The sequence below is a fragment of the Paenibacillus nitricinens genome, from assembly GCF_052056485.1.
Classification (GTDB): domain Bacteria; phylum Bacillota; class Bacilli; order Paenibacillales; family Paenibacillaceae; genus Paenibacillus_AQ; species Paenibacillus_AQ nitricinens.
Genome location: NZ_CP183948.1, coordinates 2,112,075 through 2,138,741 on the forward strand (window position 1 = coordinate 2,112,075; position 26,667 = coordinate 2,138,741).

Annotated in this window: 27 protein-coding genes; 17 read left to right on the forward strand and 10 right to left on the reverse strand. The window is 45.5% G+C overall.

Translation table 11 applies throughout. The features are described from left to right. Positions 1-1,368 carry a YheC/YheD family endospore coat-associated protein gene (locus tag ACN6KS_RS09185; RefSeq protein WP_094874144.1) on the reverse strand — a complete coding sequence of 456 codons (1,368 nt, stop codon included), beginning with the start codon at positions 1,366-1,368 and terminating at the stop codon, positions 1-3. Between the two features lie 331 nt (positions 1,369-1,699). Between ACN6KS_RS09185 and ACN6KS_RS09190 the strand changes: the two genes are divergently transcribed. Continuing rightward, the gene (locus tag ACN6KS_RS09190) at positions 1,700-2,038 is read left to right on the forward strand and encodes a YlbF family regulator (RefSeq protein WP_440961846.1); all 339 of its coding nucleotides are present in this window, start codon (positions 1,700-1,702) and stop codon (positions 2,036-2,038) included. A 124-nt stretch (positions 2,039-2,162) separates the two neighbouring features. Here ACN6KS_RS09190 and ACN6KS_RS09195 read toward each other — a convergent pair whose 3' ends face one another. Beyond that, on the reverse strand, positions 2,163-2,738 hold the full coding sequence (locus ACN6KS_RS09195) for a hypothetical protein (RefSeq protein ID WP_094874145.1): 576 nt from the start codon (positions 2,736-2,738) through the stop codon (positions 2,163-2,165). 193 nt (positions 2,739-2,931) lie between these two features. On the opposite strand from ACN6KS_RS09195, the gene ACN6KS_RS09200 reads away from it, so the two are divergent. Continuing rightward, a complete protein-coding gene (locus ACN6KS_RS09200; protein ID WP_042186490.1) occupies positions 2,932-3,216 on the forward strand; it encodes a hypothetical protein in 285 nt (94 codons plus the stop codon). A 156-nt stretch (positions 3,217-3,372) separates the two neighbouring features. Here the strand turns inward: ACN6KS_RS09200 and ACN6KS_RS09205 are convergent, their stop codons facing one another. Both ACN6KS_RS09205 and ACN6KS_RS09210 read right to left on the reverse strand, forming a co-directional pair. Further along, entirely contained in the window at positions 3,373-3,513 is a 141-nt protein-coding gene (locus tag ACN6KS_RS09205) for a hypothetical protein (protein WP_179085720.1), read from the reverse strand. Positions 3,514-3,617: 104 nt separating this feature from the next. Further along, positions 3,618-4,451, reverse strand: coding sequence for a hypothetical protein (locus ACN6KS_RS09210; RefSeq protein ID WP_440961847.1), 834 nt, complete (start codon positions 4,449-4,451; stop codon positions 3,618-3,620). Between the two features lie 177 nt (positions 4,452-4,628). On the opposite strand from ACN6KS_RS09210, the gene ACN6KS_RS09215 reads away from it, so the two are divergent. Further along, positions 4,629-5,963: a DRTGG domain-containing protein gene (locus tag ACN6KS_RS09215; protein ID WP_094874148.1), complete on the forward strand. Its 1,335-nt coding sequence runs from the start codon at positions 4,629-4,631 to the stop codon at positions 5,961-5,963. A gap of 103 nt (positions 5,964-6,066) precedes the next feature. On the opposite strand, the gene ACN6KS_RS09220 is transcribed toward ACN6KS_RS09215, so the two are convergent. The 3 genes from ACN6KS_RS09220 to ACN6KS_RS09230 form a co-directional block, all read right to left on the reverse strand. Next, a complete protein-coding gene (locus ACN6KS_RS09220; RefSeq protein WP_440961848.1) occupies positions 6,067-6,387 on the reverse strand; it encodes a YtpI family protein in 321 nt (106 codons plus the stop codon). 87 nt (positions 6,388-6,474) lie between these two features. Further along, complete coding sequence (locus ACN6KS_RS09225; protein WP_440961849.1) at positions 6,475-6,981, reverse strand: hypothetical protein; 507 nt, start codon at positions 6,979-6,981, stop codon at positions 6,475-6,477. Positions 6,982-6,986: 5 nt separating this feature from the next. Further along, positions 6,987-7,310: a YtrH family sporulation protein gene (locus ACN6KS_RS09230; protein ID WP_042125960.1), complete on the reverse strand. Its 324-nt coding sequence runs from the start codon at positions 7,308-7,310 to the stop codon at positions 6,987-6,989. 325 nt (positions 7,311-7,635) lie between these two features. Here ACN6KS_RS09230 and ACN6KS_RS09235 point away from each other — a divergent pair, with 325 nt between their 5' ends. From ACN6KS_RS09235 to pyk, 6 genes are all read left to right on the forward strand, one after another. Further along, positions 7,636-11,274 (forward strand): DNA polymerase III subunit alpha, encoded by a 3,639-nt coding sequence (locus tag ACN6KS_RS09235; RefSeq protein WP_440961850.1) that lies wholly within the window; start codon positions 7,636-7,638, stop codon positions 11,272-11,274. Between the two features lie 74 nt (positions 11,275-11,348). Then, complete coding sequence (locus tag ACN6KS_RS09240) at positions 11,349-11,849, forward strand: phosphatidylglycerophosphatase A family protein (RefSeq protein WP_042186505.1); 501 nt, start codon at positions 11,349-11,351, stop codon at positions 11,847-11,849. A 146-nt stretch (positions 11,850-11,995) separates the two neighbouring features. Continuing rightward, positions 11,996-12,184, forward strand: a complete 189-nt coding sequence (locus ACN6KS_RS09245; protein WP_042125966.1) for a hypothetical protein — start codon at positions 11,996-11,998, stop codon at positions 12,182-12,184. Between the two features lie 72 nt (positions 12,185-12,256). Further along, positions 12,257-13,150, forward strand: coding sequence for an acetyl-CoA carboxylase, carboxyltransferase subunit beta (gene accD, locus ACN6KS_RS09250; protein ID WP_042186509.1), 894 nt, complete (start codon positions 12,257-12,259; stop codon positions 13,148-13,150). A 1-nt stretch (position 13,151) separates the two neighbouring features. Next, positions 13,152-14,153 (forward strand): acetyl-CoA carboxylase carboxyltransferase subunit alpha, encoded by a 1,002-nt coding sequence (locus tag ACN6KS_RS09255; protein WP_094874012.1) that lies wholly within the window; start codon positions 13,152-13,154, stop codon positions 14,151-14,153. A 331-nt stretch (positions 14,154-14,484) separates the two neighbouring features. After that, the gene (pyk, locus tag ACN6KS_RS09260; protein ID WP_094874013.1) at positions 14,485-15,903 is read left to right on the forward strand and encodes a pyruvate kinase; all 1,419 of its coding nucleotides are present in this window, start codon (positions 14,485-14,487) and stop codon (positions 15,901-15,903) included. A gap of 211 nt (positions 15,904-16,114) precedes the next feature. Here pyk and ACN6KS_RS09265 read toward each other — a convergent pair whose 3' ends face one another. Then, on the reverse strand, positions 16,115-16,810 hold the full coding sequence (locus ACN6KS_RS09265; protein WP_440961851.1) for a G1 family glutamic endopeptidase: 696 nt from the start codon (positions 16,808-16,810) through the stop codon (positions 16,115-16,117). A gap of 110 nt (positions 16,811-16,920) precedes the next feature. Between ACN6KS_RS09265 and ACN6KS_RS09270 the strand changes: the two genes are divergently transcribed. Genes ACN6KS_RS09270 through ACN6KS_RS09280 form a run of 3 tightly spaced genes read left to right on the forward strand, consistent with a single transcriptional unit; the run spans position 16,921 to position 19,063 of the window. Then, positions 16,921-18,102, forward strand: a complete 1,182-nt coding sequence (locus tag ACN6KS_RS09270; RefSeq protein WP_094878345.1) for an MFS transporter — start codon at positions 16,921-16,923, stop codon at positions 18,100-18,102. 38 nt (positions 18,103-18,140) lie between these two features. Further along, on the forward strand, positions 18,141-18,668 hold the full coding sequence (locus ACN6KS_RS09275; protein WP_094878344.1) for an acyl-CoA thioesterase: 528 nt from the start codon (positions 18,141-18,143) through the stop codon (positions 18,666-18,668). Next, entirely contained in the window at positions 18,665-19,063 is a 399-nt protein-coding gene (locus ACN6KS_RS09280; protein WP_042186523.1) for an FxsA family protein, read from the forward strand. Before ACN6KS_RS09275 ends, ACN6KS_RS09280 begins: the two co-directional genes overlap by 4 nt. Before the next feature lie 93 nt (positions 19,064-19,156). On the opposite strand, the gene ytvI is transcribed toward ACN6KS_RS09280, so the two are convergent. After that, positions 19,157-20,272, reverse strand: coding sequence for a sporulation integral membrane protein YtvI (ytvI, locus tag ACN6KS_RS09285; protein WP_440961852.1), 1,116 nt, complete (start codon positions 20,270-20,272; stop codon positions 19,157-19,159). A 395-nt stretch (positions 20,273-20,667) separates the two neighbouring features. Here ytvI and ACN6KS_RS09290 point away from each other — a divergent pair, with 395 nt between their 5' ends. From ACN6KS_RS09290 to ACN6KS_RS09310, 5 genes are all read left to right on the forward strand, one after another. Further along, positions 20,668-21,780 carry a citrate/2-methylcitrate synthase gene (locus ACN6KS_RS09290; protein WP_094878343.1) on the forward strand — a complete coding sequence of 371 codons (1,113 nt, stop codon included), beginning with the start codon at positions 20,668-20,670 and terminating at the stop codon, positions 21,778-21,780. A 151-nt stretch (positions 21,781-21,931) separates the two neighbouring features. Next, positions 21,932-23,227 (forward strand): NADP-dependent isocitrate dehydrogenase, encoded by a 1,296-nt coding sequence (gene icd / locus ACN6KS_RS09295; RefSeq protein ID WP_094874018.1) that lies wholly within the window; start codon positions 21,932-21,934, stop codon positions 23,225-23,227. A gap of 56 nt (positions 23,228-23,283) precedes the next feature. After that, on the forward strand, positions 23,284-24,225 hold the full coding sequence (mdh, locus tag ACN6KS_RS09300; protein WP_094874019.1) for a malate dehydrogenase: 942 nt from the start codon (positions 23,284-23,286) through the stop codon (positions 24,223-24,225). Positions 24,226-24,397: 172 nt separating this feature from the next. Beyond that, complete coding sequence (locus ACN6KS_RS09305) at positions 24,398-24,826, forward strand: hypothetical protein (RefSeq protein WP_042125989.1); 429 nt, start codon at positions 24,398-24,400, stop codon at positions 24,824-24,826. Between the two features lie 213 nt (positions 24,827-25,039). Then, entirely contained in the window at positions 25,040-25,909 is an 870-nt protein-coding gene (locus ACN6KS_RS09310; protein WP_094874020.1) for an SDR family oxidoreductase, read from the forward strand. 89 nt (positions 25,910-25,998) lie between these two features. Here ACN6KS_RS09310 and yfbR read toward each other — a convergent pair whose 3' ends face one another. After that, positions 25,999-26,604, reverse strand: a complete 606-nt coding sequence (gene yfbR, locus ACN6KS_RS09315) for a 5'-deoxynucleotidase (protein ID WP_094874021.1) — start codon at positions 26,602-26,604, stop codon at positions 25,999-26,001. Positions 26,605-26,667 lie beyond the last annotated feature (63 nt).

The following is a 26,667-nucleotide window of genomic DNA, read 5'->3' on the forward strand; positions in this document are numbered from 1 at the left end:
TTATAAACCGGCCAAATAGCGGCAATACAGAATCATTTGCTTGACGGACGGTCTGATTTTTTGATCGTTTAGCGGTGTGTTATCGTTCTTGGAAGGTTTGGAATTAACCTCCAAGAGCCATATTCGTCCGGATTGATCCAGTGCCAGATCGATTCCGAGCTCTCCGAAATGTGCAGGGATAAAGGTTTCTACGCCTCTTGCAATGGCAAGTGCTGCTCTTGGAAGCTGAAGCTGTACGCTATCCTTGGTACCTGGAGGAAGGCTGCTCTTGCTAACGGCTTCACGGACAGTACTAAGACTGCCACCTCTTGCTAGATTGGAGACGAAATGATTGCTTCCAGCGGTGCGAGCGACAATGGAGGTAACACCCCATTTACCGGTACCATTCTTCTGTACAAGAGCTCGAAAATCTACAGGACGCTTACCGAGCTCCATTAAGGGCAATCCTTGTTGAATCTGGTAGCGCGTTGTTTTCATCTTGGGTGCAATAGACTGGTACAGTTTAGCTAAAGTCGGGTAACTTTGCTTGCGTGTACCTATAGAGGTAGTTGATAACAAACGGTATCCTCCGCCTTCATCTTTGGAGATTCGGAGAATGCCTTTGCCGAGACTGCCTCGTACAGGTTTTAGAAATACGCTTGGATATTGGCTACACATCTTCTTTACCACAGCAAAACCGTTTAAAGCATGCGATTCCGGTAAATACCGCTTCAATGAAGGGTCTTGCGCTAAAGCTTCAAATACTTCTGTCTTGTCAAGAAATTTTTCGTTGAAGAAATGCGTTCCATACCGTGATTTTACATCCGCCAAAAAATGCTGTACGCTAGGTTTATTCTCCACCTTTCGCGTCGTTAGCCGATTGTTGATTACATCGGCGATGGGCAGACTCATTTTCCTCCAACCCTCGTTGTATACCCAGCCCTGGATGGAAGAGCTGCTTGTTTCCAGCGCTTCCGGGGTAAAGAAATATACATAGGCGCCTTGTGCGTGGCAGGCATTTGTTAATTCTCGACAGAACATGGTAATGGGTCCAAACAGCCTGTCGAGATTATCTGGATGGTCACGGCTGACGAGTACACCGATCAACGGTCCAAGTCGCAAGGTACGACTTACGGAGCTGTAAGAGGCGTTGAGGGTTTGCCGATGTTTCCATCCGGTCCGCCGCGCCAGTCCTTCGCTTACACGCAGGCTTTCGGATTTGGGAGCCGGGATAATGGTAACCTCCTGCCGGAAAGAGCCGAAAGCCAGCTGGAGCGTTCCGTGAGCCGGGATTTTGAGTCTTTTCATGGATCGTTCGCCAAGCATTATAGCGTTTTCCTGCAGGATGCCCGAGTGGACCGTATGGACCGGGATCTTGAATTGGGACATCGTGGATCTCCTTCCGGTAGGCAGCGTGATGCCGGCAATTTGGTAGCTAAGGGTTACATATCATTCATCATATGGAGACATATGACCCTTGGTGATTGACCTACTCTTTAAAAACCTTGCCGCATCATTTCATAAGTCTGACCCAAGAAGCGAAACAAGCATGGATGAATCAATATTTTGAAACTTAAGCTCATGCTTCCGAAGTGAATTTTGTACGAAGTGAAATCAGGAAGCATATGCTCACAAAACTTAAGCTCATGCTTCCGAAGTGAGTTTTGTATGAAGTGAAATCAGGAAGCATATGCTCACAAAACTTTTAGGAGGAATCATAATGAGTATTCACGACAAAGCACATGAACTGGCGAAAGCCATTAAAGAAAGCACTGAGGTAGCGGATATAACCAACGCAATGAAACTGGTAGAAACAGATTCTGAAGCCAAAGCGATGCTCGACAACTTCCGCAATGGTCAAATGGAGCTTCAACAACGGATGATGAGCGGAGATATGCCTCCACAGGAAGAAATGGAAAAGATGGAGAAATTATTCGAAGTGCTTAACATGAATCTTGGGATTCGCCGTCTGTTCGATGCAGAACGTCGCCTGAGTGTTGTAATCGAGGATGTAAACAAGATCATTACCGAGAGCTTGTCGCAATTGTATGGCGAATAAACGCTTTTAGTAAGCGGGTATTCACCTAAAAGGTATTAAAGGTGCAATCTAAATAGGGTGCTCCCGAAGCCGGTTGGCTTTGGGAACACCCTATTTATTCTTGTGACTAGTATGAGCAAACCCGCTAATCTTGTTTTCCTTCGATTGCGCAGAGAAGAATACCAGCAGCCAAACCTAGGCGGCGATCAAGCATTCCTTTGGGATCTTCAGAGAAGTCAGCGATGATTTTTGTAACAAATGGATTAAAATTTTGTTTGAAAGTAGGGATCGTTGTATCATTCATCTCGATATTATATTTTTGAGGGATAATAGAGATGAAGCGGCGGAGTAAAGCCATCGCGGTGCTATCTTCCTTGATTTTTCCGATTTCCTGATCATGGCGATCGAGAATCAGCCATTCATCTTTCAAAATCGATTTGAGTCCCTTGCGGCGCAGTGCACCAATGTGCTCGCCAGTCTCCGTATCATGCACATCATAAGTAGCGCTAAAATCGACCACATTACGGGCTTTTATTCGCAGAAGCTCCTTTTGCATAGATTCATCTGTGTACAGTGCAATATCCTCTTTTAACTTAAATGCTTTCATTTGTGAATAGAGTACAAGCTGCTCAGCATTATCATAAATATGAAGCTTCGCACCCATGATCGAAAATACCTTTTTTCGAATTATGTATTCGGTATGAGTATAAGTTGCATTCAATTCCAAATCGCCCCCTAAATGAAATTATCATCTCATATATAAGCTTTGCTAGCCATATAAATGCGTACTATTTTATATAATTTTTTGAATAGAAGTATATTTTTTATGGACTTGTCTCATATTACGGGCTTCATGTTCATAGAGTAGAGATATAGATTCAATCGAATATCTTGTCTACGAGGAGCTGTTAGTTATGAGAAAAAGAAACAAGTTTAAACATGGTGTCTATCTGTTGCTGGCGTTGGCCATGCTTTTGTATGCTCTGCCGAAGTTATCGCTTGCGAATGGGCCTAGCTGGGTATTTGGTTTTGGGGTGGTCTGGTCACTTTTCGCCTTTATGGTCATTGCGGCACATCTGCATTTTATTATCGGTGTTGATGAGGAGAAGACCAAGCGTTTGGAAGCTGTGCGAAAAGCAAAATTGGAGCAATGGCAGTCCAAATGGAAAGAAGAAACTAGAGTTACACAAAGATCATAGAATTGGGGTAGTGTCCTGAAGTAACTAGATTTGATTTTGCCGTGAAAAGCGCCGAATTAGCTAAAAGAGGGGTATAAATCCCCTGGATTCACAGAAAAGCCCACTAGATTAAGCCGGTGGGCTTTAAAATTGCCCCGCAAAGCAGGGGGATTAAAGTTATCTTGCACCTGTAAAAGGATTGATCTCATCCGAGAGATCTTTTCCAGCTTTCTTTTCTTCTGCAGATATCCGTTTACCTAGAGCCGCGTAGTACCACACCGCAGGAACGAGAATCGCGAGTATAAAAAGAAATTGCATAAAGTCATCCCCTTTCACCTCTCCATCATAACATATTTTTCCTTTTTTCTTAAGGGACTATTCTCTATTTGCCTACCCACTACCCAGTTTGTCTAACAAACGGGTTACTCTTTACTGACAGAGCATTCCACTTCAAATACATAACTGGCGCTCCCCTGAGGCCATCTTGCTTGGATTATATACAGATGTTTTCCGCTACCTGCTGTGAGCTGAAAACTGTTATTTTCTACGGAAAGAGCTTCGTCCGGACGTTCCTCACCCGGAAATGAAGCTACAACCTCTATCTCCTTGGGTGCAGATGAGAATTTGAGTTCTACCTGATCACGGCTGATGGCTTTGGGATGTACCTTCTGCTTGGAAACTAATTGATCGTAAGAAGCCATATCTACACAGACGCCTTTACCATTGTCATTCCAGCAATAAGAGCCTTGAATGGCATCGAATTGCTCACCGCCAACAGTAACTTGAACGTTAGGGGGCTGTGGGTTAGTAGTGTCTGCTGGAGAATTTTTAACTTCTTTAACAGTCGATTGGAATAAGTCCAACAAATCCTTTTTGCTGATATCTGAAAGACGGTAGTGGCCCATTTGTCCCGATTTAATGAGTAACCCACTGTTGCTTCCGACGATCCAAAAAGAGAACTCATAGCTTATGCCGACCTTCATGTTTACGGTTGTTCTGTAATCACTTGGAGCGATATCTAATTGTCCTTTATCATATTCTGCAGTAGATATGGCTTGAACGAAACGTTCCAAGGATGATGTTTCAGAAATAGTCGTCACCGGCTGGTCTTTTTCTATTAAATTAATAGAAACTATTTTTTGTGCATCCAGCTCTATTTGGCTTGATTGTTTTACTTCAGTTCTCGTATTTCCACAGCCGATCAGTCCTATGAAAAGTAAAATAATGGTAAATATTATTAACATGTTCTTATTCATATCCATAATACTCCTTTCCTCTTTCTTTAACTCTCAGACTATAAAAAAGAGGAAAAGGTTGCTAAATAACGGGCAATTAAATTCGAATTCGATGCTTATGAATCGGTTGTACTGTGCTATTCTCTCCGTGTATAATGAGTACAGTATAGTACAGATCGGAGTACGGGGGTGTAACAGTTGGAAGGTCAAGGCGATGCAATTACTAAACACGAGCAACTGCTGCAGCATATTGAAAGTCTTAAGGTAGGCTCCAAAATATCTGTTCGTAAGCTTGCAAAAGAAATGCTGGTCAGTGAGGGAACGGCTTATCGTGCCGTTAAAGAAGCTGAGAATCTTGGGATTGTCATTACGAAGGAACGGATTGGTACAGTACGTGTGGAAAAGAAGCCTCGTAATATTTCTGAACAGCTGACATTTGGTGATGTGGTTGATATTGTGGAAGGTCATGTTCTCGGCGGGGCTAGCGGATTGAGTAAACATCTACATAAATATGTAATCGGTGCGATGAAGGTCGACGCGATGATTCGTTATATCGACGCAGACAGTCTGCTCATTGTAGGTAACCGCGATGATGTTCACTCCTTGGCGCTAGAGCAGGGTGCCGGAGTTCTGGTTACAGGTGGCTTCGGGACGAGCCGTGAAGTGAAGGCATTAGCCGACGAACTGGATCTCCCCATCATTTCATCAAGACATGACACGTTTACCGTGGCATCAATGATTAACCGTGCGATTTTTGATAGATTGATTAAGAAAAAAATTATGCTGGTAGAAGATATTGTCGACAGCAAACCGCGTATGATTACGTTAAAAATTTCAAGCACCGTAGGTGAGCTACGACAGATTTCAGAGGAAACTGGAGAGCAACGTTTTCCCGTTACAGATGAATGGAACCGAGTGATTGGTATTATCGGCCGACGTGAAGTAGAGGACCTTACAGAAGGGCAAAGTATTGAAAAGGCTATGGTTCGGAGTCCGGTTACCGCCGCACTGCATACCTCACTAGCTTCAGCTGCGCAGATCATGATGTGGGAAGGCGTCGATTTCCTACCCATTGTAGACCGTAACCGCAAATTGGTGGGCTCCCTAACCCGTAAAGAGGTGCTGCAAAGTCTGCGGGATGTCCGTAACACTCCACAGCTTGGGGAGACCTTCGATCATCTCATCTGGAACGGCTTTGCGGATGAGCGGGATGAAGAGGGCCGATTGTTTTTCCATGGCTTTATTACGCCTCAGATGGCCACAGACCTTGGTACCATTTCTGAAGGTATATTGTCTACGCTAATGACGCTCTCTGCGTTTAAGGCCGCTAAGGATATTACAGGAAATGACTATGTATTAGATAATATGTCCACCTATTTTATCCGGCCGGTGCAGATTGAACACGCCATTATTGTAATGCCGAGACTGCTCGAGATTAGTCGCCGTACATGTAAGCTTGAAATAGAGATCAGCTATTCAGATACTCTGGTAGCGAAAGCTGTCCTGATGCTGCAATCCATTGATCACGGCTAATATGACTGAGATATACCTTGTCATAAAATGTTAAATAGACTGCCCTCATCGATGATCGTGAGGGCAGTCTATTTTATTCTTGTAATCCTATCAGAGGGTTAGTCTAGGCTTTCGACTGGTGTTGTTCCTGGCTACGGCTACGGCTGTAGTAACTATAGCTGCGTATTCCTGAGAAGATGTTAAATACACCGATTAGAAGAAAGGCAGCTTCAACAATGATATTAATGGTGGAGCCGCGAAATAGAAACATGGAAATCAGGGAGAGCGTTATGAGCATAGCACCCAGCATCACATTCATGACGGAGCGTTTTAGCCCCTTATCTTGGGGATTTAAGGCACGGCGAGAGGATAAGCTGTACACAGCAGCTCCGATTACAAAGATCACCAGCAGGATGAACAATAAGTACTTGATAAATAAAACCATGGACAGCCAGCTCCTTTATCATGTCGTGCAAAAGCCTTGAAGTAATTTCCACTTTTGTCTGTCCATTATTGTATCACACGATTGTTGTTAGTTGCGCTTAAAAGGATTGATTTCCACCCAGATTTGCAGAACGCCTTCCATGACGAGCATCGTCCGGATTTTGACAGAGTATTCCTTATCACGCACAATGTAAAGTTTGCCATCCAGCAGCAGCCTAACCAGTTTACTGTCTGTGTCAATATCGAACATGCTGCGGCCACGCATGGGCTCCAGATCAGATCGTATTTCACTAAGTATTAATTTTAAAGTTACGGGATCAACTGAGGGTGAGCCTTCTGCTTGGGCTTTGCTTTCCTCTGATCGAATTTTGATTTCTCTGATTACGGTAGAGGTATTATTGTATTTTTTGAGTGTTTTAATATCTTCCTGATATTGCTCAATGTCTACGCGCAAGTCTTGATTTTGCAGCCACAACACATTATACCCAACGTGGAAAATAGCATTGTATATGACGGCTCCTACGACGATCCCCAGCATGAATATAGCGGAAATTTGGGTGAATTTACGAAAACGACTGAATGGTGGAACTCTCACTGGCGTTACCCCCTGCCGCACACCCATTTTACTAGCTCGCTGCCCATATGAGCGCCGAGAAAAGCGAAGGCAATATACATGATTTGCTTAATGGCGGGGGAGAGGTTGCCTCCAATCATATTGCTTTCAATGACCCGTAAAGGGTCCATAGTACCCCCTACAGCGGCGGCAAGTGCCCATATTTTAATCCGGTCTGCTACATCTAGCATCGTTTGCGTCGGTGGTTGCAGGGATACTACAGCGCCGATTCCGCCGACCATAGCTCCGCCAAGGACGATGCCGAAGGCGATAAAGAAATCGAGGATCGCTTTGCTCATAAAAATGCTCATAAAGGCCCCTTCCCGGACGAGGCATCTATCAATGTTGCCTGTCCATGTGCTCTTAATCCATTCTATGGGCGGGTCCCCCTTTAATATGATAAAATAGTTTCATCTTATAGTGCGAGTTCAAAAAGTACGGTTTTCAGCACCGAGAAGATTGAAAGAAGGTAGAAAATGAGGAGCGGAGCGTAGTGGAAGCTACGTGAGCACCGGAAGTTTCGCCTGAATTCAATATTCGATGTCGAGTAAGCTTCTTGGGTTACTTCGTGATCAAAAGCGGACTTTTTGAACAACTATTTATGTTTGATTTTTGTAGTAGAAAGGAAGTGGGATAATGAGCCCTTTCGTGCATTTGCATGTGCACAGCGAATACAGTTTACTGGACGGGGCGGCGCGCATTACCGATCTCGTGCGCCGGGCCGGCGAATACGGCATGAAGTCGCTGGCGCTTACGGATCATGGAGTGATGTATGGGGCGATCCCCTTTTATAAAGCGTGTAAAGAGAATGGAATCAAGCCGATTATCGGCTGTGAAGCTTATTTAACCGCGGGCTCTCGCCGTGAGCGAGGCAGTCGTAAAGATCAACCGATTTATCACCTGATTCTGCTCGTCAAGAATGAAACCGGCTACAAGAACCTGATGAAGCTGATTTCTATCGGCCATCTGGAAGGTCATCATTATAAACCTCGTATTGATATGGAGGTTCTGGCCGCTCATTCGGAGGGGATCATATGCCTCAGTGCATGTCTAGGCGGCGAAGTACCGCAGCATCTGTTGCATGGAAGAGATGACGAGGCGCGAAAGGCTGCGCTGCGATATAAGGAGATTTTTGGCGAAGACTTCTACCTGGAGCTTCAAGATCACGGAATTTCCGAGCAAAAGCGAGTGAATCCGAAGCTGATCGCACTTGCCAAGGCCTGTGAGATCCCACTTGTAGCTACGAATGACGTTCATTATTTAGCCAAGGAAGATGCTGAGGTACAGGATGTTCTGATCTGTATTGGAACAGGTAAAACGGTGGATGATGAGGAACGGCTCAAGATCGGAACAGATCAGCTGTTTCTAAAAAGTAGTGATCAAATGGCGGCATTGTTTCCGCATGTGCCTGAAGCTATCAGCAATACGCTGGTAATCGCAGAAAAATGTAATTTGGAGCTTACCTTTGGCCAGCATATTCTGCCTGCCTATTCACCTATTCCAGAAGGTAAGGACTCCGCTGCTTATTTGCGGGAGTTGTGCTTTAAAGGGCTTGAAGAACGGTATATAGACACACCGCTTTGGGCATCGCCTGAACAAAGGGAGACCGCTGAAAAGCGTCTTGCCTATGAGCTTGGCGTTATCGAGAGTATGGGTTTTAGCGATTATTTTCTAATTGTGTGGGATTTTATCGCTTATTGTCATCGCCAGGGGATTGCTACTGGGCCGGGCCGGGGTTCTTCGGCGGGGAGTCTTACCGCTTACTCCCTACGAATCACGGATGTAGATCCGCTTAAGTATAACTTGCTCTTTGAACGTTTCTTAAATCCAGAGCGGATCACGATGCCGGATATTGATATCGATTTTAGTGATGAGCGTCGTGATGAGGTTATCGCTTATGTGGTGGAGAAATACGGCAAAGAACATGTGGCGCAGATCATTACGTTCGGAACCATGGCTGCACGGGCTGCGGTTCGTGATGTGGGCAGGGTGCTGAATTTACCTTATAACGAGGTAGACAAAGCTGCGAAGCTCATCCCAGGACAACTAGGAATCAGCCTTGCAAGAGCACTGGAGACTACTCCAGACCTTAAAGCGCTGTATGACAGTAATCCTAAGATCAAAGGCTTGCTGGATATGGCAATGAAAGTGGAAGGTATGCCTCGTCATGCTTCGACACATGCTGCCGGGGTTGTTATTTCCAAAGGACCTCTAACTGATGCTGTGCCCCTTCAAGAGGGCAATGAAAGTACAGCGTTAACTCAATACTCTATGGAGCATTTGGAGAGTGTTGGGCTGCTGAAAATGGATTTTCTGGGACTGCGCACCTTGTCTATTATTGAGCGCTGTATGAATTCGATTAAAGAAATGAGTGGCAGTGTTCCAGATTTTAAAATCATACCAGATCATGATCCGCTCACGTATGAAATGCTAGGTGCTGGTGAGACGACTGGGGTCTTTCAGTTGGAGTCGGCGGGTGTAAGACGTGTGCTTAAGGATTTGAAGCCAAATGGCTTTGAAGATATCGTATCCGTTCTAGCGCTATATCGTCCGGGTCCGATGGAGTTTATCCCGAAATTTATAGCAGGTAAGCACGGTCAGATCGAAGTAGAGTATCCGCATCCTGATTTGAAATCTATATTAGCGGATACCTATGGAATTATTGTGTATCAGGAACAGATCATGCAGATTGCTTCGCTTATGGCTGGATTCTCCCTTGGGGAAGCGGATTTGCTCCGCCGAGCAGTCTCTAAGAAGAAGCGCGAGACGCTGGATAAGGAACGCAGCCATTTTGTACAGGGGAGCTTGCAGCAAGGCTATAACGAAACGGATGCCAATGCCGTCTATGATATGATCGTAAGGTTTGCCGATTACGGCTTCCCCCGAGCGCATGCGGCGGCATATGGCGTGCTGGCTTTTCAGACGGCTTATCTTAAGGCGCATTATCCGGTGCAGTTTATGGCATCTATGCTGACCGCTGTGATGGGTACTCACCGTAAGGTGGCAGAATATGTATTGGATTGCCGCCGCACGGGCATCGGCGTGTTGCCGCCGGATGTGAACGAGAGCGGCGTACTGTTTACCCCTGTTCCAGGAGAGGAAACGGGAACAGGACATATCCGCTTTGGGCTCGCAGCGATTAAGAACGTCGGCACGCTAGCAGTGGAGAATATTATGTCGGTCCGCAAGGAGCGGCCGTTCGACAGCCTGCTCGATTTCTGTCGACGTGTGGATCTGCGGGTCTGCAACAAGCGGGTAGTGGAGTCTTTGCTGCAGGCAGGAGCTTTTGACTGTCTGCCGGGTCATAGAGCCCAGCTGCTGGCTATGTTGGACGAGACCGTTGACGCTGCACTGAAATGGCGCAAAGAGCGAGATGAGCTGCAAATTCAGCTGTTCGACGATTTGGTGGAGACGCCGAACTGGGAAATTCGGTATCCGGATATCCCTAAGTTCACTGTAGGACAGCAGCTGGAGATGGAACGTGAGCTGCTGGGGCTGTATCTATCAGGTCATCCTCTCGATGATAGCGCTGAGCTGCTGGAGGAGCCGGGTATACAGCGGCTAATGGATCTTGGTGAAGCCGCAGATGAGAGTCAGACGGTTACGGCCGGCATGGTTGTTTCCGTTAAGGAAATTACGACGAAGCAAGGAAAATCGATGGCTTTCATCGAATGGGAAGATCAGATCGAGCGCTGCGAAGTCGTGCTCTTCCCCGAGGTGTGGAAGCGAAGCCGCAGCTTGATTGCCAAGGGCGCGCTGCTGGCCTTGCGCGCCAAGGTGCAGCAGGAGGACGAAGGCTTCAAGCTGCTGGCCGAGGAAGTGGCGCTGCTATCCGCGGAGACTCTCCGCGCCCTGCTGCAGCGCCGTAGTACCGCCGCATCCCGCTCGTATAGCGCGGGACGCTCGGCCTCAGCAGGAGCACCGCCACGCGGCGCAGCTCCTGCTTCGCGGGCCGGCGGGGCTGCTACTGGCCCCGCTGGCAGACCTGCAGGCGGCGCAGCTGCGCCTGCAACACCTGCACCGGCCGCTGCGCCAGCGCCGGGCTCAGGCCAGCGTGTCTTTATCAAGATCACGCCGGCCGCCGAGAATGCTGCGCAGCTGTCGCATCTGAAGGAGCTGCTGCAGAATCATCCAGGCCCAGTCGCGACGATTCTGTTCTACGAACGGGATCAGAAGCTCCTGGCCCTTAGCGATAACTATCGGATTAAGCCTTCAGAAGAGCTAATCGCAGCTATCGAGTCTATGCTCGGGACAGGTACTGTAAGAATAAAATAAGAACAATTCCACCCTTTTCCGCATACATTAGGAAACCACAGGGCGAATCCCTGGGCGGAAAGGGGAATCACATCATGTCCTATCAAATGGCAGTTGATCTGTTGGAACGTAGAGGCGTATCACTTTCTTCCATTGCTGAAATCGTATATATTTTACAATCGGTCTATTACCCCGGTTTATCCAAGGAAGAATGCCTTTCCAGTGTAAAATCTGTATTGGGAAAAAGAGAAGTGCAGTACACGTTAATGACGGGGATCGCACTTGATGAACTGGCCGAGAAGAGACTGCTTCCGCAGCCGCTTCAGGCAGTAATGGAAGCGGATGAATCACTTTATGGAGCGGACGAGACTCTAGCCCTTGGCATCACAGGGGTATATGGGATGATCGGACTTACAGGATTTGGGTACTTGGACAAAATAAAGCTTGGAATCATTGGTGAATTGAACGATGATAAGGGGAGGATTCACGTGTTCCTGGATGACTTAGTAGCGGGAATCGCTGCAGCTGCTTCTGCTAGAATCGCTCATCGGCAGGAAGGGGCAAAAGTATATCCTCTAGTCACGGACACGGAATAAATGACCCGATTCATTTCGATTGAACGAGTTCCTCAGTCTTGCTTCCTTTGCCCTACGCCTGTTGCGGGAAAAAAGAAAACTGTGTTATCATAATTCCATTATACGGGATACGGCTGGGAATTAAGATTGGGGAGGCCTTGCAAGGCATGTGGACGGTAATATATATCGCGCCGACCGCCAAAGTGGCGGATATGATTAAGAGTAAGCTGACTGAAGAAGGTTTTTTAGTAAAATGCCGTCCAATCAATATGTCCAAGCAGCAGTTTGAGATATTGGTTCCTTCGGGTGAACTGGAGGAAGTACAGGAAGTCCTTAATCTTATTCTGCATCCCTGAATTTCTATCAAGAGAAAAGTCATGACAGCGGCAAGCTGCATAACGCAAATAAACGGCTGAAGAGGTGCGGGTGTGTTCAAAGATTTATTTCAGAAGAAACGGAAGTACGCGACTATTCCTTCAGAACGTCTGGAGCGAAGCGGCGTGCCTGCAGAAGGCGAACGCCCCAAACGGGAAATTCCAGAAGGATTAATGAGTAAATGTAATAAATGCGGAACGATCCAGTATAGCAAGGAATTGGAAAAGAATCTTAAAGTATGTCCTACTTGTGGTCATCATTTGCGCTTGAACGCCGTTGAGCGTATTGCTATGACGTTAGACCCAGAGGGCTTTATCGAGTTTGATAGTGAAATGTATTCTATAGATCCGCTGAAATTCCCGGGTTATGCCTCTAAACTGGAGCAACAGCAACTGAAATCGGGACAAACTGATGCCGTGATTACGGGGCAGGGATCTATTGGCGGACATCCAGTGATTGTAGCTGTGATGAATTTCGAATTTTTCTCCGGCAGTATGGGATCTGTAGTCGGTGAGAAGATTACCCGGGCGATTGAAGAAGCCACGGAGAAGCAGCTTCCACTCCTTATTTTCTCTACTTCTGGTGGAGCAAGAATGCAGGAGAGTATTCTAAGTCTTATGCAAATGGCGAAGACAAGTGCAGCGCTTGCTCGTTTCAACGAAGTGGGCGGCCTTTATATTTCTATAATTACGGATCCGACAACTGGCGGAGTCTCTGCGAGTTTTGCCAGTCTTGGCGATATTATTATTGCTGAGCCTGGGGCGGTATTCGGTTTCGCAGGACGTATAGTCATTGAACAGACGATTCGCCAGAAGCTTCCGGATGATTTCCAGACGGCTGAATTTAATCTGCAGCATGGCTTGATTGATATGGTTGTGCATCGTAAAGAAATGCGCGCCACACTGACCAAAATTTTGGAATTGCATGATGTGAAAGGGGGATTTTAGGTTGGCAGGAGAGTTGCCTTTTGAAATGCCTCTGGTTGAAATGCGCAAGAAAATTGCCGAGCTAAAGCAGTTCGGCGAAGAGAAGAGTATTGATTTTACGGATGAGGTAGCAAGACTGGAAGAACGGTACCGTGTTCTTGAGGAGGAAGTTTATTCTAATATCTCCCCTTCCCAAAAAATGCATCTAGCCAGACATCAGGGACGTCCGACTTCTCTTGATCTTATGGGGCAGATCTTCACAGATTTTATTGAGCTTCACGGGGATCGAATGTTTGGGGATGATCTTGCTATTGTAGGCGGTATCGCCAAGCTTAACGGCGTCCCGGTTACGGTCATTGGCCAGCAGCGCGGTAAGGATACGAAAGAGAATATTTTACGCTTTTTCGGCAGTGCACACCCTGAGGGCTTCCGTAAATCACTGCGTTTGATGCAGCAAGCGGACAAGTTCAATCGTCCCATTATAACCTTCGTGGATACGAAAGGTGCATATCCAGGCAATACAGCTGAGGAAAGAGGACAATCTGAAGCAATTGCCCGTAATTTACGCGAGATGTCTCAGTTTGGTGTCCCTGTAATCTGTGTGGTTATTGGTGAAGGCGGAAGTGGTGGCGCACTAGCACTGGCAGTTGGTAATAGAGTGCTTATGCTGGAGCATGCCATTTATTCGGTGATATCCCCTAACGGTGCGGCATCGATTCTATGGAAGGATGCTTCGAAGGCTGATCAAGCTGCGGAGGCCATGAAGATAACGGCATCTGATCTGCTTGAAATGGAAGTCATTGAAGAGATTGTTCCTGAGCCAAAAGGCGGCGCTCATCGTGATTACGAAGCTACGGCAGCTGCGATTAAGGATGCGTTATGGCGTCACTTGCAGGAGCTAATTCCTCTGGATAGAGCGGAATTGAAAGAAGATCGTTATCGTAAATTCCGTAAAATAGGTGAGTTTGCTGAAGTCCAGCAGGAGCAGATTTTCCTTGAAGAAGAAGTGGAAACTGAAGTGTAAAAAGAGTGTTTCCATTTGCACTTTAAGACATATAACCATACTTAGCGGACCATATTCAATTTCGTGTAAATTATAGATTTTATTGGAATTAAAATAATCTCGACGTAATTTCGGGATTATTTTAATTTTTTTTGTGCATACAGATAATTCGAGCTCAAATTACTCTAAAAGAGCCTACAACATTGATTTTGTGTCTAAGTTGCAGTAATATTCATAAGGGCGTAGTTAAAGGCACATGTGACAAAGTTCCTATTTAATTAGTTAGCCTTGTAGTAGATTTTGTAGTTGGAAAAAGTGAGACAGAGAGAACGAAAAAACGGAGGAAAACCTAATGCGGAAAAGTAAAATTGTATGTACGATCGGACCTGCGAGTGAATCGTTGGAGAATATCAAAAAATTGATTTTGGCTGGAATGAATGTGGCCCGTTTGAATTTCTCCCACGGCGATTTTGAAGAGCATGGAGCTCGGATTAAAACGATCCGTCAAGCATCTAAGGAACTGAACAAAACTGTAGCTATCCTGCTCGATACAAAAGGACCGGAGATTCGCACAGGCAAGTTGGAAGTAGAACCGATTGAACTAGTTCAGGACGAGTACCTGACACTAACTACGGAAGAAATCCTTGGCACCCAAGAACGTATTTCCATCACGTACAGCGAGCTTCCTAATGATGTTCAAGTAGGCTCCACCATCCTTATTGATGACGGTCTGATTGGTTTGACAGTTGTCGACATTCAAGGAACTGAAATCAAGACCCGTATTGTAAACGGTGGTACGATCAAGAGCAAGAAGGGCGTTAACGTACCAGGAGTAAACATCTCCTTGCCGGGTATTACGGAAAAAGACACCAACGATATTCTTTTTGGTATCGAACAGGACATCGATTTTATCGCCGCTTCCTTCGTTCGCAAAGCTAGCGACGTTCAGGAAATTCGTGAGCTGCTTTCGAAAAACAACGCTTCTCACATTCAAATCATTTCCAAAATCGAAAACCAACAAGGTGTTGACAACCTTGATGAAATTTTAGAAGCTTCCGATGGCCTGATGGTTGCTCGTGGTGACCTTGGTGTTGAAATTCCAGCTGAAGATGTACCTTTGGCTCAAAAATTGATGATTCAAAAATGTAATGTTGCTGGCAAACCAGTAATCACAGCTACACAAATGCTGGATTCGATGCAACGTAACCCACGTCCTACTCGTGCTGAAGCAAGTGACGTAGCAAACGCTATTTTCGACGGAACAGATGCAATCATGCTTTCCGGAGAAACTGCTGCTGGTAAATATCCAGTAGAATCCGTTCTTACAATGTCCCGTATTGCTGAGAAAGCGGAGTCCGCTTTGGATCATCATGAAATTTTCTCGAAACAACAAACTGCACAAGAAACTACAGTTACAGAAGCTATTAGCCAATCCGTTGCTATTTCCGCTTTGGATTTGAACGCTAAGGCTATTCTTTCTTCGACTGTTACAGGTCATACTGCACGCGTTGTTTCCAAATACCGTCCTAAAGCACCAATCATTGCTGTTACAACACAAGAAAGAACTATGCGTCAATTGTCCCTCGTTTGGGGCGTAACGCCAGTATTCGGTAAAGTAGCTACTTCCACAGATGAATTGCTTGAAACAGCAATCCAAGGTGGTAAGGATTCCGGTCTGGTTCAAGCTGGCGACCTAGTTGTGATTACTGCAGGAATTCCACTTGGACGTTCCGGTTCCACTAACTTGGTAAAAGTAAGCACAATCGAGTAGTACTCGACAGTGCTTTGCCTGATTCATAGTTTTTACTTAGTCAAGCCAAAACGCGGTGGCGTCCCTAAAGGACGGTAAGCGTTTATGTGAGAAATATAAGGATAATGTATAGTGTGAAACTTATATTTCTTTAAATAAAAGAGCTGTCTCAGATGTAGTGAAAATCTACAAATGAGGCAGCTCTTTTTTTGTACTTAATCCATTTATGCTGTTAGTATATACGTTTGACGCTAAAAGAGTCCCCTCGAGGGCTTGGACTGGAAGGAACCGCAACGGTGGTGTTATTCTGGACCATGATCCCTCCATTTGAAAGAGTTAACCTAGGTCGTTTTCCATTGATTCGGCAGCAGTTGAAATAGGTAGTACCAACGCGGGCCAGCTTTGCGATGGAACCATCGACCTCGGGAGCCTCCATAATCCATTCGCCGGAGGTCTGTGGACCAGTATATCGCTGAAGCGTTCGGAAGGTCCAATTTCGGCTTAAATTCCGGAGTGAGATAGACCACTTCGTATGGTTTATTTTTGTGATAGTACCTTTCATATGATCTCCAGGGTATACTGGAAAAGGGATTACGGTCTCAGCGTCAGGTAGTATTTCCCACCAGGCGTAATAACGGGCATTCCCATTTACGAATTCATGACCTGTTCCCGTCTGGATAAGGCTGCTGTTCTTGAAGCCGTCGATGCCAATCCATGCGGAAGAATAGGTAGATTTGTGGGTTGGTTTTATATATGGGACGATCCATTCACCAGAAATGCGATTGAATGCCCCTTTTCTACCAGTAACAGTGTAACCACTCCAATTCTTAGAAGACCAGCCAAAGGCAGAGCTTTGTTTATTGCTCGCATTAGATTTGTCTGTTAGACAAGGATGATTTACCATGAGAGAATTATATTTTGTGCTCAACTTGTCCACCGCCTTTTATAGTACTGCTATATTAAATGCGATGATTACATATGAAGTACGGGTGTTCTGTTAAAATATAAAAATATAAAGCTGGAGGACTCATAGTACAAATGGAAAAATTATCGAAGCTGCGCGGCTTTTATCTGTTTTTAGGATTGGCCGGCGGTTCATTTGGCTCTTATCTTTCGCTGCTGCTGGTCCATAATGGACTTAATAGTGGACAGATAGGTATACTAATGGCAACAGGCACACTAGTTGCAATCACCATTCAGCCGATGTGGGGGATTATCTCTGATCGGTATAATCAGACGCGTTTAGTACTAATCCTAAGTGTGGCGGTTCCAGCTTTATTAGCTGTCTTTTACCGTTCCGAATATTTTATAGTGCTGCTAATGGTCTATACCGCTTCAACGATCTTCTCCTCTACACAGGCTCCTATAGCTGATTCTTACGCGATCTCGGCGGCGAATAGAGCTGGAGCCACTTACGGTAGCATCCGGCTTATGATGAGCATTGGAGCGGCTCTGGGAGCTTATGCAGGAGGGGTATACGTTTCTACCTTCTCTGTATCCACGATATGGCTGCCTTTTCTCTTTTTTAATCTGATTGCAGTCCTTATTGCGTTTACATTGCCGAAGCAGGCGGAAGAGAATCATATGATGAGGCAATCGTTTACTCAGGGGGTAAGACAACTGCTGGGGAATCGGGTTTTCCTTGCGTTTTTGGGTGGGAGCTTTCTTGTGAACCAGACGATGGCTGCTTTTGGTACATACTTTGTAATCGCTTTTCAATCGGTTGGTGGGTCTACGCGTTATGCAGGGATTGCGCTCTTTCTCGCATCGGTGACGAATGTGCCTTCCATGCTGTTTGCTTCTAAGGTAATTAAGAGGTTGGGTCGGGAGCGGACCTTGCTCCTTGGGGCTCTTATTTATGTTTTGCGGTGGGGTATTCAGGTTGCTTTTCCTTATCCATCTGTAATGATCGGAGTGCAAGTGCTGCATGGTCTTTCATTTGGGTTCTTTTATATTGCTGCAGTCGAATATGTATCTCAGATCACGTCTAACGAGATGCAGGCCACTGGCCAAAGTGTATTTAATATGGTGTTTGCAGGTTTTTCTGGCATTGTCGGTAATTTACTGAATGGATTCTTGCTCAATCAAGGCGGTGTAGAAGTAATGAATCTGTCTTGTATGTTGAGCTCTATCGCAGGAGCAATGCTGCTGTTCTATGTTGCCAGAAGCTCTCGGCGCAAATTATCGACGACGCTATCTTCAGGCGGGGTCCAGGCTTAAACGCTCCCCTGCTGCTATGCTGAAAGGAGTATTAATAGATGGAATTAGAAAGAGCTGGATTGCCCAGCCGATGGTATAAGTCGACCCTGCGTGTTCGCTATCAGGAAAGTGATCAGATGGGTGTCGTATATCATGCGAATTATTTGAACTGGTTTGAGTCTGGTCGTACGGAGATGTTTCGTCAGGTTGGTTTTACTTATCGCGAACTTGAGAAACAAGGCGTCTTACTTCCTGTCACCTCAGCAGATTTGCAATTTAAAAGTCCGGCACGATATGATGATCTTATCTCCGTGTATGCGCGAATGACTACCTTCTCAGCGTTGCGAGTCGTATTTGAGTATCAAGTGCGGAGGCTCTCGGAAGAAGAAGGTAGAAATTCAGAAGGTTTATTGGCTACTCTAGGGGAGTTGCGGTCGATGGATCCACCTGGGGAACTGCTGGTTACCGGCACGACAAGTCATGTTTGGGTGAACCAGGAATGGAGGCCTGCTAGGCTGGATAGAGCCCTTCCAGAGCTCTTTCACGCAATAAAAGAGGCGCTGCGGGAAGAAGGGGGTTCAGTATGATTAGAAGCAAATGGTTATGGGCTGGACTATTTATTATTCCTGCTGTGGAATTATTCGGTTTTATCTACGTAGCAGATCAACTTGGAGCATTTAAAACGTTGCTGCTTATGCTGACCACTTCAGTAATCGGTCTACTAATGATGCGATTTGAAGGTAAAAAAGTGCTGCAGGACAGCAGAACACATATGCAGGAGGGCCGCGTTCCTGGACGGACGATGCTGGATGGTTTATGTATTTTTTTCGGAGGATTACTACTGATATTGCCAGGTTTCGTAACCGATATTGTCGGTTTTACGCTAGTATTTCCATTGACCCGGCCTTTGTACCGTATATTTTTGCTGAAGTGGATTGAGAAGAAGATGAAGAATGGCACCTTCACCTTTTACCGTCGTTAGTAATCTTTTTTACAACAATAAACAGAGCGGACCCCTTTCATTGCTGAAGGGCCCGCTCTGTTTGCTATTTTACGAATCGATGCTTTTCGGTTCCTATCTTAATCTGCCGCTAACAATGTAGCTGTGTAAAGCTCGGAATACGCCAGCTCGGTTAAAGGCAACAAGGACTACAAGGACAACGGGTCCGATGATCAGCCCTAGCATACCGAACAACTGCAGACCGGCGAACATGCCAATCAACATGGCAAGGGGATCAAGTCCAATGCTGCTAGCGAGCACTTTCGGCTCAAGTACCTGCCGGGTAATAAGAATAACAGCGTAGAGTATGGATAGTCCTATCCCTAGCGCTAGATTGTCCGTCATATAAGAATATAGCGCCCAAGGCAGCATCACAATTCCCACACCGAGATAAGGCAGTAGATCCACAAAGCCAATCATTAAGCCGATAGCGAATGCAGACTTCACACCCAGCAGCAGCAGCCCGATGACTACAATGATCGCTGTGATGGAGATCAGGATTACCTGGGCGCGAAGATAACCAAAGAGCGCTCTGCGTAAATCTTTCCAGATACCTGACACAGGCTTTAGGAATGCTGTCGGCAGCCAGCCTGTAAGTTTATCATTATGACGCTCCCAACTCGTACTAATGAAAAAGGCAGCGAGGACAACCACAATAAGAATCGTACCCATACTTGGAAGTGCGGAGATCAGTTTCAATATTATATTAAAAAATCCCGTGACCACTTGCGTGACTGCGTAACCTACAGTTTCCGTTGTTCTGCTGATATTGCTGTCAATCGTAGCATGATAGTCAGGATTGTCTTGGTAAAATTGATTAATCTGGTTGATGATATTCTGAATGCTTGCATTCTGGCTTAAGGACATCAGAAGATCCTTCCATTGGTCGGTGTGGAGATTAAAGGTTTGCAGCAAGACGATTAATTCTTTTACGAGTCTTGTAATCATTGCAGTTAAGACTAGTGTGATTCCGCCTATGTAAAATAGGAGCGCGAGTGATACCGCAAGCCAGCTTGGTAATTTAAAGCCTTTAAGAATAAGCACTAATGGATGCATGATATATGCGAGCAGCCAAGCAAGCAACAAGGGGTATAACAGCGGAAGCAATAAATAGATTGCGAGCAGGAGGATGGAAGTTGCCAGAACGACCCACAGGCCGCGCAGCAGTCTTTTTAATACCAAACGATCCATACCGAGACCACACCTTCTTCATTCCTGCATAGACAGGGGAATAAGAGCTCGTCTTCATATATATTCATAGGATCGATTTAAAGACTAGAATGCGGGATAAATATTAGAATGGGCCGGCAACTATAAACTGAAATGGAATCATTGAATCAGGGGGTTAGAAGTTTTTTTCTATCTCTCTGATAAAATCATTTGATGCGCTGCAAAGCTTCCACATTGTTCACATAACCGACAAAATCCAGTATGATAAATAAAGATAAAAAGTAAGTTGGTCATACAGCATTCCTGACGGAGATGTTCTTACACGCACTTATTAGATTTTTTAATGCTTTTAATTGGAAATGTTTTCATGGAACTAAGATTGTTTTTATACCTTGTTGGCAAAGGAGAGATATGCTATGACAGCTACCAAAGGCTTGGAAGGTATCGTTGCAACAACTTCATCCATTAGCTCCATTGTGGATGGTGTACTCACTTACCGCGGTTATGATATTGATGAACTTGCAGAACATGCTACCTTCGAAGAAACAGCTTATTTGTTATGGTTCGGCAGTCTGCCGACGGTGCCAGAGCTGGAAGCGCTCAAGCGGGATCTTAGTGCCTTCGCACAGATTCCTGAACAGGTAATCGAGCAAATGAAGCTCTATCCAAAAGACGCCAACACCATGGCAGCATTGCGGTCGGCTGTATCAAGCCTTGCTCTCTATGATGAAGCGGCGGACGATATGAGCAGAGAAGCGAACGAGATTAAGGCGGTAAAACTGCAGGCACAACTCCCGACAATTGTGGCGGCACTGTCGCGTATTCGCAAAGGGCTCGAACCAGTGGCTCCGAAAGAAGGCGTTTCTATTGCTGAGAACTTCCTGTATATGCTGTGGGGAAAAGATCCGGACAGCGTATCTGTCAAAGCACTTGATACCGCACTTGTTCTTCATGCGGACCATGAGCTGAATGCTTCAACTTTTGCTGGCCGGGTTACAGTTGCGACATTATCCGATATTTATTCTGGGGTTACCTCCGCTATTGGTGCGCTCAAAGGCCCGCTTCACGGTGGGGCAAATGAAGCTGTTATGAAGATGCTAGAAGAGATCGGAAGTTTGGAAGCGGTTGAACCGTTTATCCGTAAGAAACTGGATAACCGTGAGAAGATCATGGGCTTCGGTCATCGTGTGTATAAGAATGGTGATCCACGTGCAAAGCATTTGATGAAAATGTCGCTGGAGCTTGGCACGATGAAAAATGACACCACCCTGTACGACATGTCCGTAAATATTGAACAATTGATTACCGGGCAAAAGGGATTAAGACCTAATGTTGATTTCTATTCGGCTTCTGTCTATACACAGCTTGGCATAGATCGTGAACTGTTCACTCCTATTTTTGCAATTAGCCGGACTTCAGGTTGGACTGCACATATTCTGGAGCAATATACTGATAACCGCATTATTCGTCCACGTGCAGAATACACGGGTATGGTCGAACAGAAATACGTTCCAGTAGATGAAAGATAGGAGAGCAGCCTTGCAGGCTGCTCCTAAAGTTTAGTAGAATGAACCCTAGCCATAGTATTTTAAATTTATATTTTTAATTTTGACGAGAGTTTTGTTCGATGCTTGTCAATGCTATTTAAATCCCACAAAACTTTAGGAGGAATACACTCAAATGTTGAAACTAGAAAAATTCGATCTACCTACAGAAGGCGAACAAATCACGATTAAAGAAGGAAAACTACAAGTTCCTAATCATCCAATCATTCCTTTTATCGAGGGTGACGGCACAGGCCGTGATATTTGGAAAGCTTCCAAGCGCGTACTTGATGCAGCAGTATCTAAAGCTTATGGTGGCACTAAGCAAATCGCTTGGTACGAAGTATTTGCTGGCGAAAAAGCTTTCAATACATATGGTGAATGGCTGCCAAATGATACGCTCGAAGCTATCCGCGAATATTTTGTGGCGATCAAGGGCCCACTTACTACTCCAATCGGAGGCGGTATTCGTTCATTAAATGTAGCTTTGCGTCAAGAATTGGATTTGTACGTATGTCTGCGTCCAGTTCGTTATTTCCAAGGTGTACCTTCTCCTGTTAAACGTCCTGAGCTGGTGGATATGGTTATTTTCCGTGAGAATACAGAGGATATCTATGCAGGGATTGAATATCAAGAAGGCTCTGCTGAAGTGAAGAAAGTCATCGAATTCCTGCAAAAAGAGATGGGAGTTAACAAAATCCGCTTCCCTGAAACTTCTGGTATTGGTATTAAACCGGTATCCTCCGAAGGTTCGAAGCGCTTGGTGCGCGCTGCCATTGAATATGCGATCAAGCACGGACGTAAGAGCGTAACGCTTGTTCACAAAGGAAACATCATGAAGTTCACTGAAGGTGCCTTCAAAAACTGGGGTTATGAAGTAGCTGAGCAAGAGTTCGGAGATAAGGTCTTCACTTGGAGCCAATATGATGTGATTAAGGAACGTGATGGTGAGGCTGCTGCTAATGCTGCTCAGAAGGATGCTGAAGCTGCTGGCAAAATCATTATCAAGGATGCAATTGCGGATATCGCGCTGCAACAAGTTCTGACTCGTCCAACTGATTTCGATGTTATTGCTACGTTGAACCTGAACGGGGATTACCTGTCCGACGCACTGGCTGCACAAATCGGCGGCATCGGCATCGCTCCTGGAGCGAATATTAATTACATTACTGGCCACGCCATCTTTGAAGCTACCCATGGTACAGCTCCTAAATATGCAGACAAAGACGTTGTGAATCCTGGTTCTGTCATTCTGTCCGGCGTAATGCTCTTGGAGCACTTGGGCTGGCAGGAAGCAGCGGACCTGATTTATAAAGGTATGGAAACTGCTATTAACAATAAGACCGTGACTTATGACTTTGCCCGTCTGATGGAAGGTGCAACTGAGCTGAAATGCTCCGCATTTGCTGACGAAATTATTAACCACCTTTAGGTTAGATTTGCCAGATAACATTAGCCTTACCTTTATCATTTCTAGGAGGCGAATCTGTGGCGATCAAGCGTTATAAAATTACAGTGGTAGGTGCCGGTTTTACCGGCGCTACTACAGCTCTTATGTTAGCTCAAAAGGAACTTGGTGACGTTGTGCTGCTCGATATCCCACAAATGGAGAACCCAACCAAGGGAAAGGCGCTTGACATGCAAGAAGCTGGTCCTGTACAGAGATTCGACAGTCATATTATAGGGACCTCAAGTTATGAAGACGCTGTAGATTCTGATATTGTAATTATCACTGCAGGGATTGCCCGTAAACCTGGGATGAGCCGCGACGATCTTGTGAATATCAATGCAGGGATTGTGAAGTCCGTATGCGAGAACGTAAGGCAAGTAGCTCCTGAATCTATCGTAATCATTTTGAGTAACCCGGTAGATGCGATGACTTATGCTGCGTTTGAAGCGTTAGGCTTTCCGAAGAATCGAGTAATCGGACAATCCGGCGTGCTGGATACAGCCCGTTACTGCACTTTTATTGCGCAAGAACTGAACGTATCCGTTGAAGATGTACGTGGTTTCGTAATCGGCGGACACGGCAATGATATGGTACCGCTCGTTCGTTATTCTAGTGTCGGAGGCATTCCAATTGATACATTGATTTCTGCGGATCGTATCGAGGAGATTGTGAAGCGTACACGTGTGGGTGGCGGGGAAATCGTTGACCTTTTAGGAAATGGTAGTGCGTATTATGCTCCTGCTGCCTCTTTAGTTCAAATGACAGAAGCGATCTTGAAGGATAAGAAACGGATCATTCCGGTTATTGCCTTGCTTGAAGGCGAATATGGTTATGACAATCTATTTCTGGGCGTTCCAGCTCTTCTAGGTGCGAATGGGATTGAGAAGGTTTTTGAACTGGAGCTTACGGCTGAGGAGAAAGTGGCTTTGGATAAGTCCGCGGAGTCCGTACGTAGCGTAACTGCAATATTATCTGTGTAGATTGTGTCAGAAGAAAGGGAGGGTCCCGAACGCCGTGAAAAGGCTTAAGGGTGCTCTCTTTTTTTTTATCAACAACTTCAATAAATGGACACCTAAGTTGCTTTTCTTATTCTAATATTATGGGTATAATTATATGTAACTATTATCACAGTTAAATTGGAGGAGATATGATATGGATTGGAATGTTTTGTTTTTCTTACATATGATCGGGACACTGGCGCTAGGATTTTACCTTGTACTGCCTTTCATCATCGGTCGTGCTGAAAAATTGTCGCCTGCAGCAAAAGAAGGTACATTAAGTGCAGTTACTGGATTTAACCGCTTTGCACAGTACGGTTTGGTGATTCAACTGCTTACAGGTGGTTACATGATGACCAAGGGTGATTATTCTGTAGCCTGGATGATTATTATTGTTGTCCTGCTGCTAGCTATGTTTGCACTTGGTGGTATTATGAGCAAGCCTCTGCGTCTTGCTGCTGCTGGGATTCGTGAGAACCGTGACGTCAAAGCAGAAACAGGCAAATTGCGTACACTTAGTGCGCTGCTGTCCGTGTCATTGCTGCTTATGGTATTCTTCATGGTATTTAACGATATTATTTAATCTGTACGACTATGAGCCCGCTTCCGTAAAGGAGAGCGGGTTTTTTTGTGTTCAAAAAACTTCGGATTGTTTGATTCTATCTGTATTGTGGTAAGTAACTTTCCATACGGCAATTTGAAAAAAATGATAAAGCCAGCGTATAAACATATACGCTTGAGCCATCCTAAGACAATCAGTTAACTATCAATTGCTTCACGAGAGGAGCTAGGGATTATGTCAGACAACAAGCAATCTACAAAAACCTTACCCCCGCAAGAACAACATCATCAACCAGGGATTGAGAGCGAAATGAAGCCGTTGCCGAAATATGAGCCGGCTAATTATAAGGCGGCAGGTAAGTTGCAGGGCAAGGCGGCACTTATTACTGGAGGAGACAGCGGGATCGGACGGGCAGTAGCTGTTCTTTTTGCAAAAGAAGGCGCTGATGTAGTTATTTCATATCTGAATGAACACTCTGATGCAGAGGAAACGAAACGTCAGGTGGAGCAGGAAGGTCGCAAATGCATTCTGATTCCTGGAGATATTGGTGTGGAATCCTTCTGTAAAGATCTCATTAAACAAACGGTAGAGGGCCTTGGGAAACTGGATATTCTCATCAATAACGCGGCGGAGCAACATCCACAAGCTAAAATCGAGGATATTACGTCCGAGCAGCTAGAGCGTACATTTCGTACGAATATATTTGCAATGTTTTATTTGACCAAAGCGGCTATGCCTCATCTAAAAGCAGGATCTGCTATCATTAATACGACTTCTATCACCGCTTATCGTGGTAGTCCACAATTACTGGACTATTCGTCAACGAAAGGAGCCATTCTGAGCTTCACGCGTTCCTTATCTACGAATTTGGCAGAGAAGGGCATTCGGGTAAATGGCGTTGCTCCGGGGCCAATTTGGACACCGCTTATTCCATCTACTTTTGATGCACAGCAGGTTAGTGAGTTCGGCGGTACACAGCCTATGAAGCGACCGGGACAACCGGAGGAGCTGGCTCCAGCTTATGTGTATCTAGCCTCTGACGATTCGAGTTATGTGACCGGACAGGTTATCCATGTAAATGGTGGCGAGGTCGTAAACGGGTAGATGCTCAGCCAACCAAACCTAGATTCTTATACAGAAAGCTCTAATTCAGGGTTAGCCGAATTAGAGCTTTTTGTATTGATCTTGGGATTTTAGTTTCCGTTAGAGAGTTCATCCAGAGACATTTCAAAGCTTGGAGCCATATGAGTTAGGAAATAATCCACTTCCTCTAAGCCAAGCCCGCGCAGCTTTGCTACCGTCTGCTCCTTCGCCGCTGCGAATTCGCGGTTGCCCGCAGCAACCTCCCAGACACATTTTAGGTAAGCATCCAGTCGATCGGCAGCCTTAACGTAGCTGTGGAGCAGAACGTCCTCTGAATCTGGAGAGCTGTCTTCCGGCTGCATGAGCTGCGTGTAAATACCCTGAAGCTCGGGAGGAATCATACCGGTCAAGCGTTCCGCAGCAATTCTTTCCATTTCGCGGAAGCTGGTAAGTAGCCGAGGATTATTGTATTTCACTGGTGTGGCAATGTCACCCGTGAACACTTCGCTGGCATCATGGAACAGGGCCATAGTTGCTGCTCTTTCGGCGTTTAATGAACGTCCATAATGAATATTGCCAATAGAACAGAGCATATGTGTGAGCAGAGCTACATGAAAAGAATGCTCAGCAACGTTCTCAGGTGCGGTGCTGCGCATTAGGCTCCAGCGCTGAATATATTGAAGCCGGTATAAATAGGCGGAAAAATGGTAGTTCAATTTTAAAGTAACCCCTTTCATGAGCTGCTAGGTATGATATTATTATACTAATTGTATCAGACT

Bases quoted from the DNA above. Each gene is read 5' to 3' on its own strand.
- ACN6KS_RS09275 (WP_094878344.1), top strand. From the start codon at position 18,141: ATGGAATTAGAAAGAGCTGGATTGCCCAGCCGATGGTATAAGTCGACC.
- pyk (WP_094874013.1), top strand. From the start codon at position 14,485: ATGCGGAAAAGTAAAATTGTATGTACGATCGGACCTGCGAGTGAATCG.
- ACN6KS_RS09185 (WP_094874144.1), bottom strand. From the start codon at position 1,368: ATGTCCCAATTCAAGATCCCGGTCCATACGGTCCACTCGGGCATCCTG.
- ACN6KS_RS09240 (WP_042186505.1), top strand. From the start codon at position 11,349: ATGTCCTATCAAATGGCAGTTGATCTGTTGGAACGTAGAGGCGTATCA.
- ACN6KS_RS09280 (WP_042186523.1), top strand. From the start codon at position 18,665: ATGATTAGAAGCAAATGGTTATGGGCTGGACTATTTATTATTCCTGCT.
- ACN6KS_RS09270 (WP_094878345.1), top strand. From the start codon at position 16,921: ATGGAAAAATTATCGAAGCTGCGCGGCTTTTATCTGTTTTTAGGATTG.
- ACN6KS_RS09200 (WP_042186490.1), top strand. From the start codon at position 2,932: ATGAGAAAAAGAAACAAGTTTAAACATGGTGTCTATCTGTTGCTGGCG.
- ACN6KS_RS09290 (WP_094878343.1), top strand. From the start codon at position 20,668: ATGACAGCTACCAAAGGCTTGGAAGGTATCGTTGCAACAACTTCATCC.
- ACN6KS_RS09245 (WP_042125966.1), top strand. From the start codon at position 11,996: ATGTGGACGGTAATATATATCGCGCCGACCGCCAAAGTGGCGGATATG.
- ACN6KS_RS09205 (WP_179085720.1), bottom strand. From the start codon at position 3,513: ATGCAATTTCTTTTTATACTCGCGATTCTCGTTCCTGCGGTGTGGTAC.
- ACN6KS_RS09230 (WP_042125960.1), bottom strand. From the start codon at position 7,310: ATGAGCATTTTTATGAGCAAAGCGATCCTCGATTTCTTTATCGCCTTC.
- icd (WP_094874018.1), top strand. From the start codon at position 21,932: ATGTTGAAACTAGAAAAATTCGATCTACCTACAGAAGGCGAACAAATC.
- ACN6KS_RS09220 (WP_440961848.1), bottom strand. From the start codon at position 6,387: ATGGTTTTATTTATCAAGTACTTATTGTTCATCCTGCTGGTGATCTTT.
- ACN6KS_RS09235 (WP_440961850.1), top strand. From the start codon at position 7,636: ATGAGCCCTTTCGTGCATTTGCATGTGCACAGCGAATACAGTTTACTG.
- ACN6KS_RS09305 (WP_042125989.1), top strand. From the start codon at position 24,398: ATGGATTGGAATGTTTTGTTTTTCTTACATATGATCGGGACACTGGCG.
- ACN6KS_RS09210 (WP_440961847.1), bottom strand. From the start codon at position 4,451: ATGAATAAGAACATGTTAATAATATTTACCATTATTTTACTTTTCATA.
- ytvI (WP_440961852.1), bottom strand. From the start codon at position 20,272: ATGGATCGTTTGGTATTAAAAAGACTGCTGCGCGGCCTGTGGGTCGTT.
- ACN6KS_RS09190 (WP_440961846.1), top strand. From the start codon at position 1,700: ATGAGTATTCACGACAAAGCACATGAACTGGCGAAAGCCATTAAAGAA.
- ACN6KS_RS09310 (WP_094874020.1), top strand. From the start codon at position 25,040: ATGTCAGACAACAAGCAATCTACAAAAACCTTACCCCCGCAAGAACAA.